20 protein-coding genes are annotated in these 20,783 nt (G+C 66.5%); 10 read left to right on the plus strand and 10 right to left on the minus strand.

The window, feature by feature from the left end; genetic code table 11:
* Window positions 1–58: 58 nt before the first annotated feature.
* Window positions 59–430 (plus strand): DUF805 domain-containing protein, encoded by a 372-nt coding sequence (locus tag A7X97_RS06720; RefSeq protein WP_026346975.1) that lies wholly within the window; start codon window positions 59–61, stop codon window positions 428–430.
* Between the two features lie 73 nt (window positions 431–503).
* On the opposite strand, the gene A7X97_RS06725 is transcribed toward A7X97_RS06720, so the two are convergent.
* The gene (locus A7X97_RS06725) at window positions 504–878 is read right to left on the minus strand and encodes a hypothetical protein (protein ID WP_005416493.1); all 375 of its coding nucleotides are present in this window, start codon (window positions 876–878) and stop codon (window positions 504–506) included.
* Between the two features lie 320 nt (window positions 879–1,198).
* Between A7X97_RS06725 and A7X97_RS06730 the strand changes: the two genes are divergently transcribed.
* The 9 genes from A7X97_RS06730 (at window position 1,199) to A7X97_RS06770 (ending at window position 11,279) form a co-directional block, all read left to right on the plus strand.
* On the plus strand, window positions 1,199–2,227 hold the full coding sequence (locus A7X97_RS06730) for an alpha/beta hydrolase (RefSeq protein ID WP_088497499.1): 1,029 nt from the start codon (window positions 1,199–1,201) through the stop codon (window positions 2,225–2,227).
* Between the two features lie 122 nt (window positions 2,228–2,349).
* Window positions 2,350–3,726, plus strand: coding sequence for a YncE family protein (locus A7X97_RS06735; RefSeq protein ID WP_111007707.1), 1,377 nt, complete (start codon window positions 2,350–2,352; stop codon window positions 3,724–3,726).
* A gap of 51 nt (window positions 3,727–3,777) precedes the next feature.
* Complete coding sequence (locus A7X97_RS06740) at window positions 3,778–4,824, plus strand: heme/hemin ABC transporter substrate-binding protein (protein ID WP_088497498.1); 1,047 nt, start codon at window positions 3,778–3,780, stop codon at window positions 4,822–4,824.
* Window positions 4,821–5,864 (plus strand): FecCD family ABC transporter permease, encoded by a 1,044-nt coding sequence (locus A7X97_RS06745; RefSeq protein WP_088497497.1) that lies wholly within the window; start codon window positions 4,821–4,823, stop codon window positions 5,862–5,864. Before A7X97_RS06740 ends, A7X97_RS06745 begins: the two co-directional genes overlap by 4 nt.
* Entirely contained in the window at window positions 5,861–6,622 is a 762-nt protein-coding gene (locus tag A7X97_RS06750; protein ID WP_088497496.1) for a heme ABC transporter ATP-binding protein, read from the plus strand. The genes A7X97_RS06745 and A7X97_RS06750 overlap by 4 nt, the downstream gene beginning before the upstream one ends.
* Window positions 6,623–6,686: 64 nt before the next feature.
* The gene (locus tag A7X97_RS06755) at window positions 6,687–7,436 is read left to right on the plus strand and encodes a hypothetical protein (protein WP_088497495.1); all 750 of its coding nucleotides are present in this window, start codon (window positions 6,687–6,689) and stop codon (window positions 7,434–7,436) included.
* 415 nt (window positions 7,437–7,851) lie between these two features.
* On the plus strand, window positions 7,852–9,888 hold the full coding sequence (gene fusA / locus A7X97_RS06760) for an elongation factor G (RefSeq protein ID WP_088497494.1): 2,037 nt from the start codon (window positions 7,852–7,854) through the stop codon (window positions 9,886–9,888).
* 252 nt (window positions 9,889–10,140) lie between these two features.
* Window positions 10,141–10,413 (plus strand): hypothetical protein, encoded by a 273-nt coding sequence (locus A7X97_RS06765; protein ID WP_005409616.1) that lies wholly within the window; start codon window positions 10,141–10,143, stop codon window positions 10,411–10,413.
* A gap of 110 nt (window positions 10,414–10,523) precedes the next feature.
* Window positions 10,524–11,279, plus strand: coding sequence for a SapC family protein (locus A7X97_RS06770; RefSeq protein ID WP_053496662.1), 756 nt, complete (start codon window positions 10,524–10,526; stop codon window positions 11,277–11,279).
* On the opposite strand, the gene A7X97_RS06775 is transcribed toward A7X97_RS06770, so the two are convergent.
* From A7X97_RS06775 to A7X97_RS06815, 9 genes are all read right to left on the minus strand, one after another.
* Window positions 11,236–13,605, minus strand: coding sequence for an ATP-binding protein (locus tag A7X97_RS06775; RefSeq protein ID WP_227836684.1), 2,370 nt, complete (start codon window positions 13,603–13,605; stop codon window positions 11,236–11,238). The genes A7X97_RS06770 and A7X97_RS06775 overlap by 44 nt on opposite strands.
* Complete coding sequence (locus A7X97_RS06780; protein WP_072166996.1) at window positions 13,602–14,228, minus strand: response regulator transcription factor; 627 nt, start codon at window positions 14,226–14,228, stop codon at window positions 13,602–13,604. The genes A7X97_RS06775 and A7X97_RS06780 overlap by 4 nt, the downstream gene beginning before the upstream one ends.
* A 315-nt stretch (window positions 14,229–14,543) precedes the next feature.
* Window positions 14,544–15,077 carry a lipocalin family protein gene (locus tag A7X97_RS06785; protein WP_088497492.1) on the minus strand — a complete coding sequence of 178 codons (534 nt, stop codon included), beginning with the start codon at window positions 15,075–15,077 and terminating at the stop codon, window positions 14,544–14,546.
* Window positions 15,078–15,085: 8 nt separating this feature from the next.
* Window positions 15,086–16,159, minus strand: coding sequence for an SAM-dependent methyltransferase (locus A7X97_RS06790; RefSeq protein ID WP_088497491.1), 1,074 nt, complete (start codon window positions 16,157–16,159; stop codon window positions 15,086–15,088).
* Window positions 16,156–16,941 carry a DUF1295 domain-containing protein gene (locus A7X97_RS06795; RefSeq protein ID WP_088497490.1) on the minus strand — a complete coding sequence of 262 codons (786 nt, stop codon included), beginning with the start codon at window positions 16,939–16,941 and terminating at the stop codon, window positions 16,156–16,158. Before A7X97_RS06795 ends, A7X97_RS06790 begins: the two co-directional genes overlap by 4 nt.
* Window positions 16,938–17,483 carry a DUF2878 domain-containing protein gene (locus tag A7X97_RS06800; protein WP_088497489.1) on the minus strand — a complete coding sequence of 182 codons (546 nt, stop codon included), beginning with the start codon at window positions 17,481–17,483 and terminating at the stop codon, window positions 16,938–16,940. Before A7X97_RS06800 ends, A7X97_RS06795 begins: the two co-directional genes overlap by 4 nt.
* 1 nt (window position 17,484) lies before the next feature.
* Window positions 17,485–18,744 (minus strand): SAM-dependent methyltransferase, encoded by a 1,260-nt coding sequence (locus tag A7X97_RS06805; RefSeq protein WP_088497488.1) that lies wholly within the window; start codon window positions 18,742–18,744, stop codon window positions 17,485–17,487.
* Entirely contained in the window at window positions 18,741–19,508 is a 768-nt protein-coding gene (locus A7X97_RS06810; protein ID WP_088497487.1) for a DUF1365 domain-containing protein, read from the minus strand. The genes A7X97_RS06805 and A7X97_RS06810 overlap by 4 nt, the downstream gene beginning before the upstream one ends.
* The gene (locus A7X97_RS06815; RefSeq protein ID WP_111007709.1) at window positions 19,505–20,782 is read right to left on the minus strand and encodes an NAD(P)/FAD-dependent oxidoreductase; all 1,278 of its coding nucleotides are present in this window, start codon (window positions 20,780–20,782) and stop codon (window positions 19,505–19,507) included. The genes A7X97_RS06810 and A7X97_RS06815 overlap by 4 nt, the downstream gene beginning before the upstream one ends.
* Between the last annotated feature and the right edge of the window lies 1 nt (window position 20,783).

The raw sequence follows: 20,783 nt of genomic DNA on the forward strand, positions 1-20,783 counted from the left end.
TTGTCCTGCGGGCGCTCCTTTGGCACACTGCGCGGCTGCTTTTTCAAGGATTGATGCCGTGCAGGAAATGATTCTGCCGTTGAAGCGTTATGCCCAGTTCGAGGGTCGTGCCAACCGTCGCGAGTACTGGATGTTCCAGCTGTTCCTGTTGATCGTCTCCGCCGTGCTGATGGTGCCGCTCATCGCCGGGCTGGTGATGCAGTCCGACGTGCTGGGCATCGCGTCGATCATCCTGTTCGTCGTGTTCTGGCTGGCCACGTTCGTGCCGGTCATCGCCGTCACCGTGCGCCGACTGCACGACTGCAACCAGTCTGGCTGGATGTACCTGCTGGCCTTCGTTCCGTTCGGTGGCCTGGTGATCTTCGTGTTCGCGCTGCTGCCAGGTACACCGCAGGAGAACGTCTACGGCCCGGTGCCTGCGGGGCCGTGAGACTGCGTGAGTCGAGCATGGCTCGACTTCTACAGGGCGGGAAAACGAAGCCGGCGTTTCGCCGGCTTCTTTCTTACTTGATGCTGCAGTCGCCGAAGGAAAGGTAGTCCGTTCCCGAGCTGAACTGCAGCGTGCAGCTTGCGGTGAAAGTCGCGCCTTCTTCCAGCGCGCCCAGCTTGGCCGCCTGGTGCTCGTCGTCGCTGGTCAGCCGGGCCAGGACATTGCCCTGGTCGTCGCCGGCCTCGATCAGCGGCTCGCCCGCCAGGTTGCTGGAGACGCCCAGGGCAACGGCAGTGAATGTCACCGTCTGGTTGAGTTCTTCCATGCCCAGTGACGAATTGCCGGCCTCTTCAAAGGCCTGGTAGAGCGTTGGCAGATCCTGTGCGGCATGGGCGGCCAGCGGTGCAAGCAGGCCGAGGGAAAGGGCGATCAAGGCGGTGCGCTTCAAGGTGTTCTCGCAGTCACGGGATTCATTCCCGTGGATGGTGGTCAGTAGATCCACGCCATGCGTGGATGGGTTTGGCAAAGGACAGGGCGCGGCCGGCGACTCGATTGCCCATCCATCCGCAGCCCTGCGAGGGAAGGGCGCTCCTGCGCCCCGCTGCCCGGCAAAGTAGTGGATCCGGTGTTTCCGGCGCAACCGGGAAAATGAATGCATCGCGCGCGTGATACACAGTGTGACGTTTGATCGATGTGATAATCATTCGCGTTTAAGGTAGACTGCGGTCCCCTGAGAACCGGCGGCCTTGGCCGCTCCTGCCGCCACTGATGAAGCTTTTCGTCCTGCCTTCGCGCCGTGGCCCATTGGCCCGCGGCCTGGCTGCCATGATGATGGGTCTGCTCCTGGCCACTCCTTACGCCCATGCGCAGCAGCGTAATCCGCTGCAGAAGATCGGCCACACCGTGCTGGACGAGCCGGCGGCCAGCTATCGCTTCGAGCGTTTCGTGGTGGACAGCCCGGACCAGCAGCGCCGTTGGCGGGTGAACCTGGCGATTCCGGCCAGGGCCGGCAAGACCCCATCCCCGGTGCTGTACGCGCTGGATGGCAATGCCGTGGCCATGGTGCTGGACCAGCCGCTGCTGGCCGAGCTGGCTGCGCGCAAGGCACCGCCGGTACTGGTGCTGATCGGCTACGACAACGACCTGCGCATCGATTCCAGGGCGCGTACCCGCGACTACACCGCGTGGATCGACCGTGCCGACGACGAGAGCGGCACGGCCCAGGCCGTCGGCGGCGGCGCTGCGGCTTTCCTGGATGTGATCGAGCGCCGCATCAAGCCGGAAGTCGAGCGTCGCGCACGCATCGATACGCGGCAGCAGGCGCTGTGGGGCCATTCGCTGGGCGGGTTGTTCGTGCTCAATGCGCTGTACACGCGACCTGCCGCGTTCCAGTCCTATCTGGCAGCCAGTCCGTCGCTGTGGTGGAGCCAGGGCGCGGCGCTGGGTGATCCAGAGCAGCAGTTCGTGCAGAACGTGCACGGCCAGCCGGCCAAGCTCTGGCTGATGCTGGGCGGCGCCGAGCGCGTCGGTGATCGCGGCAAGCGCGATATGAGCAACCCGCGCGTGGTTGCGCACCTGCGCCGGATCAGTGGCGCCACCCCGGATGCGGCGATGCAGTTGTCCGAGCGGCTGGGCAAGGTGCCGGGCCTGAGCGTGCAGTACCGCGAGTTCGACGGCCTCGGCCATGGCCCGATGCTGCCCGCGTCGTTCCATGCCGCGCTGCATGAGTTGTACGGCGTGACCGACCGCAGCGCCGGCGATGGCGCGCCCAGTGGCGGAGACAACGCCGCCGAATGAATGCCTTCGCACGCGATCCCGTGCGACCCCACTACCCAGGCGAGGCTGCCGGCGTGCAGCGGCCCAGGCAACCGATGACTCCCGCGCCGCGTGGCGCGGCCTACGTGTGCAAGGAGCCTGCCATGTCGTTCCGTCCGTCTTTCCGTCTCACCTCTCTCGCCGCCGGCCTCTTGCTGGCGGTGACCGCCACCGCCCAGCCCGTGTTCGATCAGCCGGCCAACGCCACCTTCAAGGGTGAGGTCGTCTCGCGCGGTGAGAACGTGGTCCCCGGCAGCACTGCCGATGTGGTTGGTCGTGGTTTCGTGCCGGGCCAGAAGGTCAGCCTGCTGCGTGGCGACAGCGTGCTCAACACGCAGCCGCTGGTGGTCGATGCCGACGGCAACTTCAAGACCCAGCTGAGCATTCCGGCCGATGCGGTGCCGGGCACCCACCCGGTGGTGGTGCGCGCCAGCCAGCCGGCTGCGGCCACGGTGCTGAAGCTGCGCGTGTCGCCGCAACTGCCGCTGTCCGGCCAGGCGCAGTTCGCCACCCAGTCCAACAGGCTGGTGCCGGGGCTGTATCAGTCCGCTTACAGCGCCGCCAGCAATGCGGTGTTCGTGACCTCGGCGGTGGGCCGTCCGCCGGTGACCCAGTCGCAGTTGCTGAAGCTGGACCCGAAGTCGCTGAAGGTGACCAGGGCGATCACCCCGGCGCAGGTGCCGGGCAGCACCAACGGCGCGGTCTATGCGGTCTACGGTGTGGGCGTGGATGACATCAATGGCAATGTCTGGGTGACCAATACCCGCCAGAATTCGATTGCGGTCTATCGCCAGAAGGACCTCTCGCTGGTCCACCAGTTCCCGGTCGACACCGTGCCGCATGCGCGCGACGTGGTAGTCGACGGCACCCACGGCAAGGTGTTCGCTTCGGCCACGGGTGAGGACCACCTGTCGGTGTTCGATGCGAAGACGTTCACGGAACTGCCGCAGGTGACGCTGGAGTCCGGCGTGGATGATGGCAAGTTCACGCCGATGAGCCTGGTGCTGGACGAGAAGGGCGGCAAGCTGTTCACCGTCAGCATCGGCACGCCGGAAGCGGCGGTGATCGATGTGGCCAGCGGCAAGGTCGACAAGGTCATTGACCTGGGCAATTCGATCAGCGCCTCTGGCGTGGCCTTCGACGCAGCACGCAACCGCCTGTACGTGGCCTCGCAGGGCACCGACAACCTGCTGATCGTCGATGTGGCTTCCGGCAAGGTGCTGCATGACGTGCCGGTCGGCGCCGGCGCGCTGAACGTCGCCTTCGATGATGCCTCCGGCCTGGCCTATGTCAGCAATCGTGGCGCCGGTACGGTCACGGTGGTGAACGGCGACGGCAAGGTGGTGGCCAACCTCGATGGCGGCACCCTTCCGAACCATGTGCGTGCCGACGGCAAGGGCAACGTGTTTGCGGTGAACAAGTCACGTGGCGCCGAAGATCCGAAGGGTGATCGCATCACCCGCATCACCCCGAAGCAGTAAGTCACAGGGCAGGGCGGCGTGCGCGTCGCCCTGCCAGCAAGGAGAATGTCCATGAACATCGCGTCCCGTCTGCGCCTGTGTGCGCTCCCGCTGGCTGTTTCGCTGGCGCTGTCTGCCTGCAGTGGCTCGTCAACGCCGTCGGATGGCCACAAGACTGCCGAGCCGCCTGCCGCAACAGCTGCTGCCGAAACCGCGTTGCCGGCAGGCTGGCAGCGCCTGGCCGGTGCCGAGATGCCAGCGGTGCATGAACAGAGGGCCGTGCTGCCGGCCAAAGTGCATTCCGATGACGGTGCTGACATTGAAGTGTCCGACACCAGCCGGATCATTGCCGGTGGTGACGACGTCATCGCGGTGATCGAGGCGCTGGGACTGGGCAAGCAGGTATTCGCTGCGCCAACCAACACCACCACCCAGGCCGGCCTGGCTGCCCCGCACCAGTTCCTGTTCAACCGCACCACGGGCGTGGAAGGCGTGCTGAGCCTGCAGGGCTCGCTGTTCCTCGGCAACAGCCTGCGCCGCCACACCGAGCTGGCGAAAAAGCTGCGCGAGGTGGGCGAGCCGGCGGTGGTCATCGATGACCTGCAGCCGGCGCCGGACAAGGTGCGCAAGGTCGCTGCGGCACTAGGGCTGGCCGAAGCGGGGCAAACACTGGCCACGCAGGTGCAGCGCCAGCTCGACGAGGCTGCAGCGATTGGCAAGGGCCTGGGCCATGCGCCACGACTGATCCACGTATCGGCGACCGGCGCTGGCGGCTCGCCCACTGTTGCAGGTGCCGACAGCGCCTCGGCGCAGCTGATCGCCCTGGCCGGCGGCATCAACATCGGCACCGAGGCCGGGGTGAAGAATTACTCGCAGCTGAGCAATGAGGGCGTGGTCGCGGCGGCACCGGAAGTGATCCTGGTGACCGAGCATGACCTGCAGCTGTTCGGCGGTGCCGAAGGCCTGTGGAAGGCGTACCCGACGCTGAAGCAGACCCCGGCTGGGCAGGCCAATCGGGTCTGGGTGATGCCGGATGTGCAGCTGAAGTACACCAGCGTGGGTTCTGGTGCGGGCGCGCTGGCACTGGCCAAGGCCCTGGCAGCGTTGCCGAAGGCATGAGTCCGGCGGATCGGCGCCGCCGTCGCGGGCGGGCGATGTTGATGGTGGCCTTGCTGGCACTGCTGGGAGCGGTGCTGGCGTCGTTCGCCGTGGGCCCGCTGCGGTTGCCACCGCTGGAGGTGATGCAGGCGCTGGCGGTGAAGCTGGGCCTGCTTGATCCGCAGGCGGTCAGCAGCCGCGATCTGGCGGTGGTCTGGCAGCTGCGTATTCCGCGTGCCCTGTTGGGCGCGATGGTCGGTGCGTCGTTGGCGATGGCCGGTGCCAGCCTGCAGGGCCTGTTCGGCAATCCGTTGGCCGACCCCGGCATCGTCGGTGTCAGCCAGGGTGCTGCGCTGGGTGCAGTGGCTGCCATTGTTCTCGGCGCTGCCGGTGCCGCCGGTTGGCTGGTGCCGGTTGCCGCCTTCGTCGGTGGCGCCCTGGCCATCGGCCTGACCTATGCGCTGGCGCGGCCGGGCAAGGGCAGTGGCAATGCGACGCTGCTGCTGGTCGGTATCGCGATGGCGGCCTTCTGTTCGGCGCTGATCGGTTTTCTCACCTATATCGCAAGCGAAAGCGAACTGCAGTCGCTGGTGTTCTGGCAGATGGGCTCGCTGGCACGTGCCAACTGGGCCGATGTGGTGGCGGTGGTGCCGCTGTTTGCGATTGGCGTGTTCGCGTTGCAACGATTGGCAACGCCGCTGGACATGCTGGCGCTGGGCGAGCGCCAAGCCCAGCATCTGGGGCTGGATGTGACCCGCACGCGGCGCCGACTGGTAGCGTTCAGCGCGCTGCTGGTGGGGGCGGCGGTGGCGTTTGCGGGCTCGATCAGCTTCGTCGGCCTGGTGGTGCCGCACGTGGCGCGCCTGCTGGTGGGTCCCGGTCATCGCTGGCTGCTGCCGTTGTCCGGCCTGCTGGGTGCACTGCTGATCGTGGTGGCGGATACGGCCGCGCGCACGCTGGATCCGCCCGCGGAGATTCCGCTGGGCCTGTTCTCGGCCGCGCTGGGTGCGCCGTTCTTCCTCTGGCTGGTGCTGCAGCAGCGCCGCAAGGCGGTGCCATGAGTGTGCTGCTGAAGCTGCACGAGGTGGTGGTGCGCCGCCAGCAACGTGAGATCCTGCACGGCATTTCCTTGGCGTTCGAACCGGGTACGGTGACCGCGCTGGTGGGCCCGAACGGTGCGGGCAAGTCGACGCTGTTGGCGGTCGCGGCCGGCGACCTGCGCGCCGATGCGGGCGAGGTGAGCCTGCTGGGCAGGCCGCTGGCCAGCTACAAGGCGGGGCCGCTGGCGCGCGAGCGCGCGGTAATGCCGCAGGAGCACGGCGTGCGTTTTGCTTTCAGCGTCGAAGAGGTGGTGGCGATGGGGCGATTGCCGCATCCGCCGGATCCGCGTGTGGACGACGCGCAGGTGGAAGCTGCCATCGATGCCGCCGAACTGCAGGTCCTGCGCCTGCGCGAGGTGCAGCAGCTGTCCGGTGGTGAGTCCGCCCGGACCACGTTCGCGCGCGTGCTGGCACAGGACACGCCATTGCTGCTGCTGGATGAGCCCACTGCTGCGCTGGATCTGCGCCATCAGGAGCGCACGCTGCGCAGTGTGCGTGCCTGTGCCGAAGCCGGTGCGTGCGTGATCGTGGTCCTGCACGACCTCAATCTGGCGGCCGGCTATGCCGACCGCATCGTGCTGCTGGAGCAGGGCACGGTGGCGGCCGATGGCACGCCATTGCAGGTGCTCACCGAAGACAACCTGCAGCGCGTGTACCAGCAGGATGTAGTGGTGCTGGAGCATCCGCGTCGTGGGGTGCCGCTGGTGGTGGTGACCTGAGCGAAGGTCCGCCCGATTGCTCCGGGTATCATGGCGGCTTCGTCTTCTTCAAGGGACTGATGCCATGTTCCGCACGGTTACCCGCAGCGTGCTGCTTGCCGCGATGATTGCTTCCGTTTACGCAGCCCATGCAGCGTCGACCTCCCAGGTTTTGCTGACCAACGCGGCCGAGAATGCCTCGCTGATCGAAACCCGGCATTCCAGTGGCGACGGTGCCGGAGTGACGTCGATGAAGACGCAGTACTTTGCCAACGAGGAAATGTCGGTGAGCTGGGACGACCAGCAGGTGCTGGTGCTGTGCAGTGAAGCGGCGTACCTGAAGATTCCTGCCGCCAAGCTCAAGGCCGGAGCGCTGACTACCGAGCAGCGGCAGATGATCGTCTATCAGGCACTGATGTCCGGCTTGGGGGCTGTCGCGGGCGTTGTCGGGCCGGCAGGCGAGGTGGTGACCGTGGCGGATGACGGTAGCGAGACCCGCAGTGTTGGCGAGAACAGCTGGGCATACGGTATCGAGCGCTACGACGTGATCAGTCAGCGGCTGCCGGATGGTGCTCTTCGGGTCCGGACCCGTAAGACGGAAACCGTGAATACCACGCCGCCGGCGGGCCCGGACGACACATTCAGCACCGAGGATGATCAGGCCGCACGCCTGTCCGAGCTGGCGCCGGTGGGGAGCTGGATCGAGGTCGTGATTCATGGTGGCCCACGGCTGCCGCACGTGGACCCGGCGATTTCGTTGAAGGGCTGGATGTCGATGGGGGATGACCAGCCTGCAACAGTGGCCGAGGCGCGCAAGCTGCACGGCTGCAAGTGAGGGCTGCCAGGGGTCAGATCCCTTTGCCAGGGGCAAAGGGATCTGACCCCTATCGTTGTCGGCCTCATCGTTCCATTTATGTGCGCAATATTCACTTGCGCGCCAGATTGGCAGGTCTAGAATGCGCCCCATGAACCGGATGCCGCTCCTGAAGTTTTTCACCCTGACCCGCGCAAGCGCGGAATGGGCGTGTCTGCCTGGAGCTCCACAGGGCCGCTGAAGCGGCTATCGCTGGATCATCCACAGAGCGCCCTTCGGGGCGCTCTTTTCGTTTCTGCAGTTTCATTTCCCTAACCCGACGTACCGCAAGGAGAACGTGCCATGCACCAGATCGCCGAGACCGAACGCTAGCCGCGCACCCTGTCGCCAACCGGGGTGCGCGGCCCCCGTAGTTGGCTTTGCAGGAACCTATCTCATGAACACCCAAGTCCTTTCCCGCCGTCGCAACCTTGGCATCATTGCCCACATCGACGCCGGCAAGACCACGCTGACCGAACGCCTGCTGTGGAAAAGCGGCGAGATCCATCGCGTCGGCGAAGTGCACGACGGCAATGCGACCACCGACTTCTCGGCGATCGAGCGCGAACGGGGCATCACCATTGGCGCGGCCGCCGTGCAGGCGCAGTGGGCACCGCGTGATCTGCCGCCGCATCGGTTGACCCTGATCGATACCCCCGGCCACATCGATTTCGCCATCGAGGTCGAGCGATCCCTGCGGGTACTCGACGGCGCCGTGGCGGTGTTCTCGGCCGTGGATGGCGTGCAGCCGCAGTCCGAGACGGTGTGGCGCCAGGCGCGTCGCCATCACGTGCCGCTGATCGCTTTCGTCAACAAGATGGACCGCGTAGGCGCTTCGTTTGAGCGCGTGCTGGAGCAGCTGCAGGACAAGCTGCGCGCGCGGCCGTGGGCGCTGGGCGTGCCGTTGGGCAGCGAAAGCGGCTTCAGTGGCTGGGTCGATCTCGTCGATGCGCGCGTGCTGCAGTGGCAGGAGGGCGGCGCAACCACGGTGACCCCGTGGGACGAAGCGGCGCGCGCCCAATGGCAGGCCCAGCGCGATGCGCTGGTCGAAGCTGTGGCCGATCATGACGAAGAACTGGCCGATGCCTGGCTGGAAGGTCGCGTGATTGGTGCCGATATGCTGCGCGCGGCGATCCGGCGGGCGACGCTGGCAGGTGCAGGCGTGCCTGTGCTGGCCGGTGCTGCGTTCAAGGACAAGGGCATCGAGACGCTGCTGGATGCCGTGGTCGATTACCTGCCGTCGCCGCTGGACCGCCCTGCTGTCAGGGCTGAAAGCGATGAGGGCGAGGTGATGCTGCCGCCGGATCCGGACGGTCCACTGGCAGGCCTGCTGTTCAAGATCACCCACCAGCAGCACGGGGCGCTGAGCTTCGTGCGGCTGTACTCGGGCACCTTGAAGGTGGGCGACGCGGTGGCCAGTTCGCAGCATCCGCAGGGGCGGCGTGTCAGTCGCCTGGTGCGGGTGCAGGCCGACCAGACCCATGACATCGAGCAGGCCGTGGCCGGTGACATCGTCGCGGTCCTGGGCTGGAAGGATGCGGTCAGTGGCGAGACGCTGAGCAGCCGTGCGCTGCCGTTGCGCCTGGAGAACATCCAGGCTCAGGCGCCGGTGCTGGCCTGGCGGTTGGAGCCGGCGCGTGCGGCGGACCTGATCCGGATGGCGCAGGGACTGGCCAGCCTGGCCCAGGAAGATCCCTCGTTCCGTGTGGAAACGGACCGGGAAACGGGTGAAACCCTGGTCTGGGGCATGGGTGAGCTGCATCTGGAAGTGATGGTCGAGCGCCTGCGCAGCGAATGGAAGGTCGACGTGGCCGTAGGTGCGCCGCGCGTGGCCTACCAGGAGACGCCGATGCGCCCGATGACCGGTGTCGTCGGGCGGCTGGTCAAGCAGACCGGTGGCCAGGGCCAGTTCGCGCACGTGGTGCTGGATGTGGCGCCGCGCGACGACGACCTTGTCGTGTTCAACGACCGCATCGTCGGTGGCGTGGTGCCGCGCAGCTTCATCGCAGCGGTGGAAAAGGGCGTGCGTGCCGCGCTGTCGGAAGGTCCGCAGGGACATCCGGTGGTCGGCATCGAGGTCAGTCTTGTCGATGGCCAGACCCATGCCAAGGACTCTTCGGAGATGGCGTTCCATCGCGCAGGCGCCGAGGCGATCAAGGCGGCGCTGGCCGAGGGTGGCACGCAGCTGCTGGAGCCGGTGATGGCGGTGACGGTGCATTCGCCGTCGGCGTCGGTAGGTGATGTGGTCGGCGACCTCAACCGGCGCCATGGCCGCATCGCCCGCATCGAGGACCAGGACGGTCGTGCCGAGGTCAGTGGTTTCGCGCCACTGGCGCAGCTGGTGGGGTACACCACCTCGCTGCGTTCGCTCAGCCAGGGGCGGGCCAGCAGTGAGGCGCACCTGCACGGCTATGAGCCAGTACGCGCGGCATGAAGAAGGCAAGGGAGCCCGTTCGCGGGCTCCCATTTTTTTTGTCCGGGTTTCCGTATCCGCGCATGGCGTGGATCTACCGGGTGACCGGGTCGCGAGCTCTGCAGTAGATCCACGCCATGCGTGGATGGATCCGCACCGACACGGCAACATTGGCGCTGCATCGCACCAAATCTGTAGAAAAAGCTGGATTAAAGTGATGCCTCACGATAAATTGCGCACCCCCCGTTGCTCGCCGCCGCCCGCACCCCTCTCATGCGTGATGACAAAGACCCCGGAACCCTGGAGCTGACCCTGCCGCGCAAGCGCGGTCGTCCGCCCAAGTTCGGGTACGCGATGAGCGATGCGCAGCGGGCGGCGCGCTATCGTGCGCGCAGGGCAGGGCAGGCCAACCATGCCGACGTGCGTTCCTGCAGTGACATGGTGCTGCTGGACAAGATCCGTGCGGCGGTCAGTGCCCGCGACACCGAGCTGGCCGGTTTCCTGGTCCACGTACTCTGGCAGCGCTACCCCCTGCAGCTGAAATAGTTCGCCGGTGGGGTGGCCGTTGTCATCGAGCTTGTTGATAATGCGGGATTCAGGTTGTTCCCGCTGGCGTGCCCGGGATGGCAGGCGCGCATGATCGAACGGTTCCCAACATGACCACCACCAGCGACACCACCACCGAAGCGGCGCCGAGCGGCGCCCCCCTGTTCTATACCCGCCCGGTGCCGCTGCAGGCCGATGTGCATGCCGATCTGCGCATCCTGCCGGGCAAGCTCGAGTTCGCCGCCGGCAACAATGCCATTCCGCTGGTGCTGGGCGAGTTCTCGCTGGCCCTGCACCACTTCCCGATCCTGTTTGCCGGCCCGAGCGCGGTTCCGATGGCTGCCGTGGGCGTGTCCGACCAGAACCTGTTCATCAAGGATGGCCTGTGGGAAGACGAGGCCTATATTCCCGCCTACCTGCGCCGCCACCCCTTCATCTTCATCGACACCGGTGCGGAGAATGATTTCCTGCTGGGCATCGACGAAGAGAGCCCACGCGTGGTCAAGGGTGGCGAAGAAGGCCAACCGCTGTTCGTTGATGGCAAGGCCACCGAGATGGTGCAGCAGGCCCTGGAATTCTGCGGCCAGTACACCCGCGAACACGAACAGACCCAGGCCTTCTCCAAGGCCCTGGTCGACAACGGCCTGCTGGTGGAGCGCAACGCCACCGTGCGTATCCCGGATGGCCGGGAGTTCAACCTCAACGGTTTCCTGGTCGTGGACGTCGAGAAGTTCGTCGCGCTGCCGGAAGCAACCGTGGTCGAGTGGCACCGCAGTGGCTGGCTGGCACTGATCCACCAGCACCTGATGTCGCTGGGTCGCTTCAATGACCTGACCCGTCGCCAGGTCGAGCGTCTGGCCGCGTGATCAAGGGGGTGGGCAGGGTTCCCGCGACGCGGGCGCCCTGTCCGGCCTGCAGTACGCCCAGCAGGCGACGTGCGTCGGTCCAGTCCGGCGTGGCGTCCTGCGCCAGATCGACCAGCTCGGCCGCGATGGCGGCGTGCTCGCATTGACCCAGCATCTGTAGCGCGCCCTGCAATCGGTGCGCGTGATGACCGAGCGCCGATGCGTCTGCATGATCGACAATCCGCTCGATCCTGCCGAGTTCATCGCAGATGTCGGCGCTGTAGGCCGCGTCCATTTCAGTCACCTGCTCAAGTGCGTCCACGCTCTCCGGCGCCGGAATGCCCAGCGCAGCGAGCAGTTCGGCGGCGCGCAGCGGCTTGGCCAGCACCGCGTCGAAACCCGAGCGGCGGCAGCGTGCGTGGTGACGTCGCCCGCTGCGGGCAGACAAGGCGATCAGACGGACCGGATGCCCGCTGCGGGCGCGCAGTTCGCGTGCCAATGCGTAGCCATCGATGCCACGCAGCCCAATGTCGATCAGCGCGGCAGGGCGGGGGTGGCGTATCTGTTCGGCCAGCGCGCTGGCCGCGTCTTCCAGGGCACATACCTCGGCGCCCCAGCGCCGCAACTGTTCGGCAATGACGTGGCGATTGAGTGCGTGGTCCTCCACCAGCAGCAGTTGCAGCCCGGCCAGTGGCGTGCCCTCCACGGGCATGTCCCGGACACTCTCGGCAGAGTCAGCAGCGCATACCGGCAGGCGCAGGATGAAGCGGCTGCCGCGACCGAGGACGCTGTGCACGGTCAGATCGCCCCCCATCGCACGTGCCAGCTCGCGTGCAATGGAAAGCCCGAGGCCACTACCGCCACGCTGATGCCCACCGCTGCCTTGATGGAAAGGCTGGAACAGTTCGGCTACCTGTGCGGGCGCGATCCCGATCCCGCTGTCGATCACCTCCAGCAGCAGCTCTTGCGGCCGCGCTACTGGAAGCAGTCGCAGGCGCAGCTCGATGCCGCCGATATCACTGAACTTCACCGCATTGGCCAGCAGATTGCTGGCAATCTGGCGTAGCGCATCAATGTCCACCCGAATGATCGGCGAAGGTTCGGTCGGGGCATCAAGATGCAGTTGCAGGCCTTTCTGTTGCGCCTGAGGCCGAATGGCCTCCAGTGCCTGCCGGCAAAGCCGGGTCGCATCACAGGCTTGTGCATGCGGCCTGAAAGCGCCGCTGGCGAGGCGCGAAAAGTCCAGTGCGCGATTCAACAGGCCGCGCAGGGATTGGCCGGCGCTGCTGGCAGCGGCGAGCAGATCGCGCTCGCCTTTCGGCAGTGTCGATCGTCCAAGCAGCTCGATCGAGGCCAGTACGGCCTGTGCCGAATTGCGCATCTCGTGACTGATCATCCCGATGGCCTGCGCGCTGCGGCGGTCGCCGCGTACCCGCAGGTGACGGGTCATGGGCCACAGCAACAGCGCGACCAGCAGAGGGGGCAGCAGCAGCCAGCCGCGCGGGGGCGAGGCCTGCATCCAGTCCAGTGCGTTTCCCGCCGCCGCTGGCAGGGTCTGGCCTGCCCACAGGTGGAGCAGGCTCGCATGCTCCTCCAGCGTGATCTCCCGCAACGCCTGTCCGATGCGTTCAAGCAGCTGCTGGTCTTCCTGGCGGACGAGCAGGTAGAGGTCGGTGGAGAAGTCGCTGTCGAATGGCTGCAGGCGCAGGCTGCCGTTGAAATGGCGTCGAACCAGCGGGCGCAGCGTGGATTCCAGGCCAATCGCCACGTCGGCCAGGCCGGATTGAACTGCCGTCAATGCTGCGTACCGATCAGGCAGGTGCTGCAGCCGGATCTGAGGATGATGCGCGCGCAGCCAGCCGGCGTAGGGCCCGCCTTCAACGACGGCCACCACCCGGCCGTCGAGCTCGCGTATCTCCCGTGGCAGCCATTCACCGGCGCGCCCTGCCAGCAGGGTGGCGCCACCCCGGAAGCGGCTGGACGCGGCGAGGTCGGGGCAGGGCAGCTTCTGGTGTCTCGCGCCGCCAAACACCATGACCAGGTCGGCCTCGTGATGACATACAGCGAGGATTGATGCGGCGGTCGTCGGATAGGGGTGTTCCAGGAAGCTGAGTTGGGCGTGACGCGCCACCAGGTTGGCGTAGCCATGGGCGAGCGTCGGCGGTGATGACGGATCGGCTATCGCTGCGGGCACGGGGCGTAGGGACGGAGCGGTGGAGACCCGCACGCTGCTGCCCGGTAGCCAGCGTGGTGACCGGATATCTTCCGCCGACGCGGCGGGAAGGAGAAGCAGTACCAGCAACCCCCGGATCAGCAGGCACGGACGCAATGGCGCATGGCGCCTCACGGCGACTCCAACCGTTCACGCAGCGCATAGATCTCCACATCGCTGCGCAAGCCCAGCTTGCGCAGCACCGCGACCTTCTGTGTGCTGACGGTCTTGATGCTGCGGTGCCGGCGCAGCGCGATCTCCGATACGGTCAGGCCTTCCAGCAGCAGCTCCAGTACCTCCCGCTCGTTGCGGCTGAGCTCGCCACGATCGCCGGCCAGCCTGACGTCCGGCGGAATCCGGATCAGGCCCTGGAAGACGCGCACGATGGCGTCGGACAATGCCGCAAGGGGTTCGGCCTTGCTGACGAACCCACCGAGTCCGGCATCGATCAGGCTGTTGAGATTCGTGGTGGGAGAGAGCGTGGCGAAGGCCAGCATTGGTGTGCGCGGGAATTCGCGACAGAGCAGCGTAACCAGCTCGATGCCGCCCAGGTCGCCACGGGCGAGCGTGAGATCGATGATGGCCACATCCACGGGCAAGCGGTGCAGGCTGTCGATCAGCGCACTGCTGCAACCATGGCTGGCGACGATGTCGAACCGGAGATCGCCTGACAGGTGCAGGGCGGTGCCGCGACGGACGACTTCATGGTCGTCCAGGAGCGCCAGTCGAAGCCGGCGCGGTGCAGGAAATCCATTCATGCGCGGGAGGTGGTCAGCGCCCGTGGGCGTGGCCGCCATTCTGGCGCCGCTGTCGCGTCGAACATCGAATTTGTTGCGTTTTTACGACTATTCCTAAAGATCGATGGATGAGCTCCATCGATAAGAGCTGATCCATGGGCTGGACGTATCGTCAGGTTGAGAGCCGTGTGGACGCAGTGTCCTGGTGCGCTCTCGCTGGGTACAGGTGGCCTGGGTTGCAGGGCTGCCGGCACCCTTCGAGGGGGGGGTATTAATGTGACGCGTCACGCTGAAGTGCCTGGTCACCCGCGAGCCGAGTGGTCGGCGGTTGGCGATCTATCGCACCGACTGAGGTACGCGCCTGAGCCTGCCGGTGTCGTAGCCCATGGCCGCGATGCGCTCCACGGCGTGCTGGTAGTCGCTGTCCGATACGTGCGGGGTACGTGCCATGTACCAGACATAGTCGCGCTTGCTGCGTGCGACGATGGTCTGGCCATAGTCGTCGTCCAGCCAGGCAATCACATACTCGGCCTGGATCGGCCAGATGAACTGCATGCCCCAGATCGCGCCATTGCCGTTCCTCTCGACCCGTCCAACCGGGTGCATGGACTTCTGCGGGGCGTCGAAACTGCCCTTGCGATAGGTGAAGGTCGTCTGGATGCGCCCGTCCGGCCGCAGCGCATAGCTCTCCACCGCGTCGAAGGCCTCGCGCTCCGGCCATGAGGGTATGTGGGCGATCACATACCAGTCGCCCATGAAGCGCGGCACGTCCACCGAGGGCGGGCGGGGCAGGGGACGGGTATCGCTGGAGCTGCAGCCGGAACCGAACAGGCTCAAGGCCAGCAGGGGAAGCAGGGAGCGCATGCGCATGTCACACCTCAACGGGGACGGAACAGATAGTGGGCAACCAGCCACTGCTGGCCATCGTCGTAGCCGAACAGCTCGGCGCAGGCCATCCAGAACATGCGCCAGCGCTGCCACCAGATCTTCGCCGCCGCCTGGCCGTAGGTTGCGACCAGTACCGGCATCACCGCCTCGCGGGCCGCATCCTGGTTGGCCAGCCAATGGTCGGCGGTGCGCTGGTAGTGGGTGCCGTCCAGCAGCCAGCGCTGATCGAGTCGCAGGTCGCGCTGGAAATGCAGCAGCGTGTCAGCGGCCGGCATCAGGCCGCCGGTGAAGAAATGGCGCCCCATCCAGTTGTCGCCGCCCTCGGTCTCGAACGGGTACATCAGCGTGCGATGGGCGAAGATGTGCACGAACAGCGCGCCGTCGGGCTTCAGCCACTGCGCGATGTGCGCCAGCAGTCGCTGGTAGTTGCGCACATGTTCGAACATTTCCACCGAGACACAGCGATCGAAGCGTGCCGTGGGCAGCTCAAGCTGGTTGACGTCGCAGGTCAGCACCTCGACGTTGTGCAGGCCCCTGGCCTGGCACTGCGCCATGATGTGCTGGCGTTGGCTGTGCGAGTTGGACACCGCAGTGATGTTGGCCTGCCGATAGCGTTCGGCCATCCACAGGGTCAGCGAACCCCAGCCACAGCCCAGTTCGAGAATCTGCTGGCCGTCGGCAAGTCCGGCGCGCTGGCCATACAGTTCCAGCATCGCTTCCTCAGCCTGCTCCAGCGTTTCGCGCCCGGTAGGGTAGTAGCAGCTGCTGTACTTCAGCCGCTTGCCCAGGCAGGCCTGGAAGAATGCCGCGGGAACTTCGTAGTGCTGGCGGTTGGCCGCGTCGGTATGCAATGCGAGCGGACTGTCGGTCAGTTCTGCGATGCAACGGCTGAAGCGCGCGGACTGTGCCTCGATACCCCCCGCCGATTCCTCGTGCAGGCGTTGCGCGCACAGGCGCCGGATGCCTGCACGCAGCGCCGCATCGGGAACCAGCCCGCGTTCGGCCCAGGCGATCAGCCCGGTTTCCGCATCTTCAGCCGGATTCAGTGACGGGATCGCGCTCATGCGGAATGCTCCTTGGAAGAACGGGGGAACCAGGGAAAGAACATCGGCGTGCTGCGCTGGTAGGCACGGTAGTCGTCGCCGCGGCTGCGCAACGCCTGCTTCTCGGTGAAGGGGATGCCGCTGAGATAGCGCAGGAACAGATACATCAGCAGCGGCCCGGCCCACGCCAGCCACCACAGGGGGGAACCGACGGCGAGCAGCACATAGGTGAACCAGTGCAGCCACTCGAAGAAGTAGTTGGGGTGGCGTGAATAACGCCAGAGCCCCTCGCGGCAAGTGCGGCCCTTGTTCGCCGGGTCGGCACGGAAACGTGCGAGCTGGCGGTCGGCCAGGCTCTCGCCGCCGACGCTCAACAGCCAGGCCAGTGCTGCGGCGACTGTCCACGGTGTCAGGCCGGCATGGGAATTGGCTGCCACCGCAACGAAGGGCAGAGCGAACAGCACGACCAGCAGCGCCTGCGCCATGAAGAAGCCAAAGATCTTGCCCTGGTGGCTCTGCCAGTGTTCGCGCAGATAACGGTAGCGCCCGTCTTCGGGTTCACTACGGACCCGGCGCCACAGGTGCAGCGCCAACCGGCCGCCCCACAGGCCGCCGAGCAGGCCCAACGCAACCCGAGGCAACATCGCGCCATCGCCGAGCAGCGCCAGCAGCAGGGCCGAGGCACCCACGCACTTGGCCCAGAGCACGTCGACAACGCCGATGTTCTGGTGGCGGCGCTGCCAGGCCCAGCCCCAGCTCATCACCAGCACGGCATACAGCAGTACCCACAGCAGATTGATCATGACGATGCTCCGGCCAGGGAGGGCGGGGTGGTGCGAGAGCCGCGACGCGCGGTGACGCACAGCAGCGAAAGCGCGATGCTCCAGCCCGCACCCAACACCAGCAGGCCCTGCCACGTGGGTGCGGCGAAACGGACCGCATCGAAACCGCGCGCTGCGGAGAGATAGGCCAGCGGTGCCAACAGCAGGCCGAACAGAGCCGGCAAGGCCGGGTGGCGCAGCAGGAAGCGCATCGAGGTGGTCAGCGTCATCGCGAACGCGGCCCACAGCGCCATGATCCAGGGGGGCGGCACCCAGCCCAGCGGGGCGGCGGCGTAGCGCACGGTGCCGCTGGCGGCGGCGCTGGCATCGACCAGCCATGCGCAGGCCAGTGCCAACACCATCAACCGAAGGTCCAGCCGTGGTTGCGGCGACGTCAGCAGCTGGCTGCCGATGTAGAGAGAGGCTGCCAGCAACGCCGGCCACTGCCAGCCGCGCCCGGCGCCGGCTACGGCGCACAGCCAGACCAGCTGGTTGCCAAGCAGATTGGGCCAGAACCTGCGCATCTCAGCTGCCTTGGCCCGATGAGGCGCCCGGGCGATGCCCCGGGCGCGCCATCAGCAGATGGGAGACCCCGATCGAGCGCTCCAGGAAGCCGCCCTCGCAGTAGGCCAGGTAGAACTCCCACAGGCGGCAGAAGCGCGTATCGAAGCCCTGCGCCTGCACGTCGGGCAACCGGGCGAGGAAGCGCTGGCGCCAGGCGCGCAGGGTCAGCGCGTAGGAGTGACCGAAGTCCTGCTGGGCGATCAGCTGCAGGTCGCTGGACCGCGTTTTGGCGGCCATGATCGCGTTGATCGACGGAATGAAGCTGCCGGGGAACACATAGCGCTTGATGTAGTCTACGCTGCGCCGGGCCTGCTCGTAGCGATGGTCCTCGATGGTGATGGCCTGCAGCAGGGCAACGCCATCAGGCTTGAGCAGGCGCTGCAGCGTGGCCATGTAGGTGTCCAGGTATTCTGCGCCGATGGCTTCGATCATCTCGATCGACACCAGCTTGTCGAACTGGCCCTGCAGGTCGCGGTAGTCCTGCATCAGCAGCGTGACCTGGTCCTGCAGGCCGGCCGCCTGCACGCGCTGGGCAGCCAGCGCGTGCTGCTCGGCGGAGATGGTGGTGGTGGTGACGTGGCAGCCGTAGTGCTGCGCCGCGTGCAGCGCAAAACCACCCCAGCCGGTGCCGATCTCCACCACGCGATCGCCCGGCTTGAGCTGGAGCTGCTGGCAGATGCGGTCCAGCTTGCGCCGGGAGGCGGATTCCAGCGACTCGTCTTCTGTGTCGAACAGGGCTGAGGAATACATCAGGTCCGGCGACAGGAACAGGGCAAAGAAGTCGTTGCCAAGGTCGTAGTGCGCGGCAATGTTGCGGCGGCTGCCTTCACGGCTGTTGCGGCGCAGGCGGTTCCAGCCGCGCAGCAGCCAGCCACCCACGCGGGCCGGGCCGCGCTCCATGCCGTCGAGCAGGTCGCGATTGCGTACCAGCAGCCGGATCAGCGCCACCAGGTCATCGCAGTGCCATTCCCCCTGTATGTAGCTTTCACCTGCGCCCACGCTGCCTTGCGCTGCAACCTTGCGGTAGAACGCCGGGTCATCGATGGTGACGGTCACCTGCAGCTCGCCATGGGCATCGCCCAGCCAGACTTCGCCGAGTGCATCACGCACGCACAGGCGGCCGTCGCGCATGGGGGCAAGCTGTTGCAGCAGGCGGCGGCGCAGGAAGGCATCCAAGGCGCCGGGACGTGGCAGGGCGACCAGGGGAGTCATCGAGTTCATCGCGGTTTCTCGGCAAGGGCAGGGTGGTCATGCACGGGGTTGCGTTTCAGCCACAGCCGCAGCGCGTGCCAGTGGATGGCGGCCATCACCTGCAGGGTCATCAAGGGATAGCAGGCCAGGACCCGGGCCAGCCCGCGGCCGTCCAGGGCGTGTCGCTGCATGGCCTGGGTGGCATCAAACTGGCGAACGCCTTGGCGCCAGACCTGCATGTGCACGCGCAGATCATCATCTGGGCGGTTGAACCGCCAGTCGTAGTGGCAATCCATCGGCATGAACGGCGAGACATGGAAGCGCTTGTCGAACCGCCAGCGCAGCGAGGCGCCTTCGTGGGTGGCCGTGGCGACTGGCAGCACATAGGCGTGCCGTTCCTTCCAGGGCGTATTGGTGATCTCGGCGACGATGCAGTCCAGGGTGCTGCCATCGGACTGGTAGCAGTAGTAGAAGCTGACCGGGTTGAATACGTGCCCGCCGAAGCGAAGGTGGGTGAGCAGGCGTACCGGGCCGGCAGGCCGATAGCCCAGGGTAGCCGCAGCATGATCGCGCACCGCATCGGCCAGCGGTTGTGCGGGATTGCCGAAGTAGTCGCTGCGGCGGAACTCGGCCAGGTTGCGGCGATTGACCGACCACAGCCAGCGCCCGGCGAACACGGTCTCCAGCTCGTCCAGATCGAGCAGCAGCTGCGCGATCGGATAGCGGAACGCGTGGGGCTGCGGATGATGCCGTCGGTGCATCACCTGCCCGAAGTAGAGTGCGCTGGCACTCACGCTGCCACCTCGCCGGGCGCAACGCTGTCAAGGTGCGCGGTGCACTCGCGCATCGCGTCCACCACGCGGCGGGCGCTGCGGATGCCGTCTTCGTGGAAGCCCCAGCCCCAGTATGCGCCGGCGAACCAGGTGTGGCGGCGGCCCTGCAGCTCTGCCCAGCGCTGCTGGGCGCGGATAGCGGCATGATCGTGCACCGGGTGGGCATAGTGCAGCCTGCGCAGCACCTTGGCCGGATCAATCGCCTCGCTGCGGTTGAGGGTCACGACCAGCGGGGTGTCACCGGGCAGGCCCTGCAGGAGGTTCATGCAATAGCTGACCGTACAGGGCGCGCCTGGATCCCTGGGCACGTGTGCATTCCATGCAGCCCATGCTTTGCGGTTGCGCGGCAGCAACGATGCATCGGTATGCAGTACTGCTTCGTTGGGCTGGTAGCGGATGGCGCCGAGTACTTCGCGTTCGACCTGATCGGCGTCATGCAGCAGGGCAAGCGCCTGGTCGCTGTGGCACGCCAGGATGACCTCGTCGAACCCCTCCACGCCGGCCGCGCTGTGCACGCGCGCGCCGCACGGCATGCGTTCGACCGAGTGAACCGGGCATTCCAGCCGCTCACGCACCCGCCAGCGGGCGCGAAGGGCATCGACATAGCGTGCCGAGCCACCGCTGACCACCCGCCAGGGTGCGCGCCCGGTCATCTGCAGCATCTGGTGGTTGGCCATGAACTGGGCCAGGTAGCGGGCCGGGAACTGCATGACCGTGGCGGTCGGTGACGACCATAGTGCCGAAGCCATCGGCAGCAGGTGCTCGTCGATGAAAGCGGTGCCGTAGCGCTGGCCGCGCAGGTACTGGCCCAGTGTCGGGCCTTCGTCTTCCGCCAGCAGCAGCGGCGCATCCCGGTAGAACCGGCGCAGGTCGGCCAGCATTCCCCAGAAACGTGGCGAAACCAGATTGCGACGTTGGCAGAACAGACCATCCAGCGAAGTGGCGTTGTACTCGACGCCACTTCGCTCGCTGTGCATGGAGAAGCTCATGGTGGTCGGCTGCGAGGCCACACCCAGTTCTTCGAACAGTGCCGTCAGCAGTGGGTAGTGCAGGGGATTGAAGACGATGAAACCGGTATCCACCGCCATGCGCGTGCCGTCCACCTGCACGTCATGGGTGTGGGTATGCCCGCCCAGGTAATCGTTGGCCTCGAACAGCGTCACTTCGTGTTCGCCGTCCAGCCACCAGGCACTGGCCAGGCCTGCAATGCCGGAGCCGATGATCGCGATGCGCATG

Source organism: Stenotrophomonas sepilia, from assembly GCF_003244875.1.
GTDB classification, from domain to species: domain Bacteria; phylum Pseudomonadota; class Gammaproteobacteria; order Xanthomonadales; family Xanthomonadaceae; genus Stenotrophomonas; species Stenotrophomonas sepilia.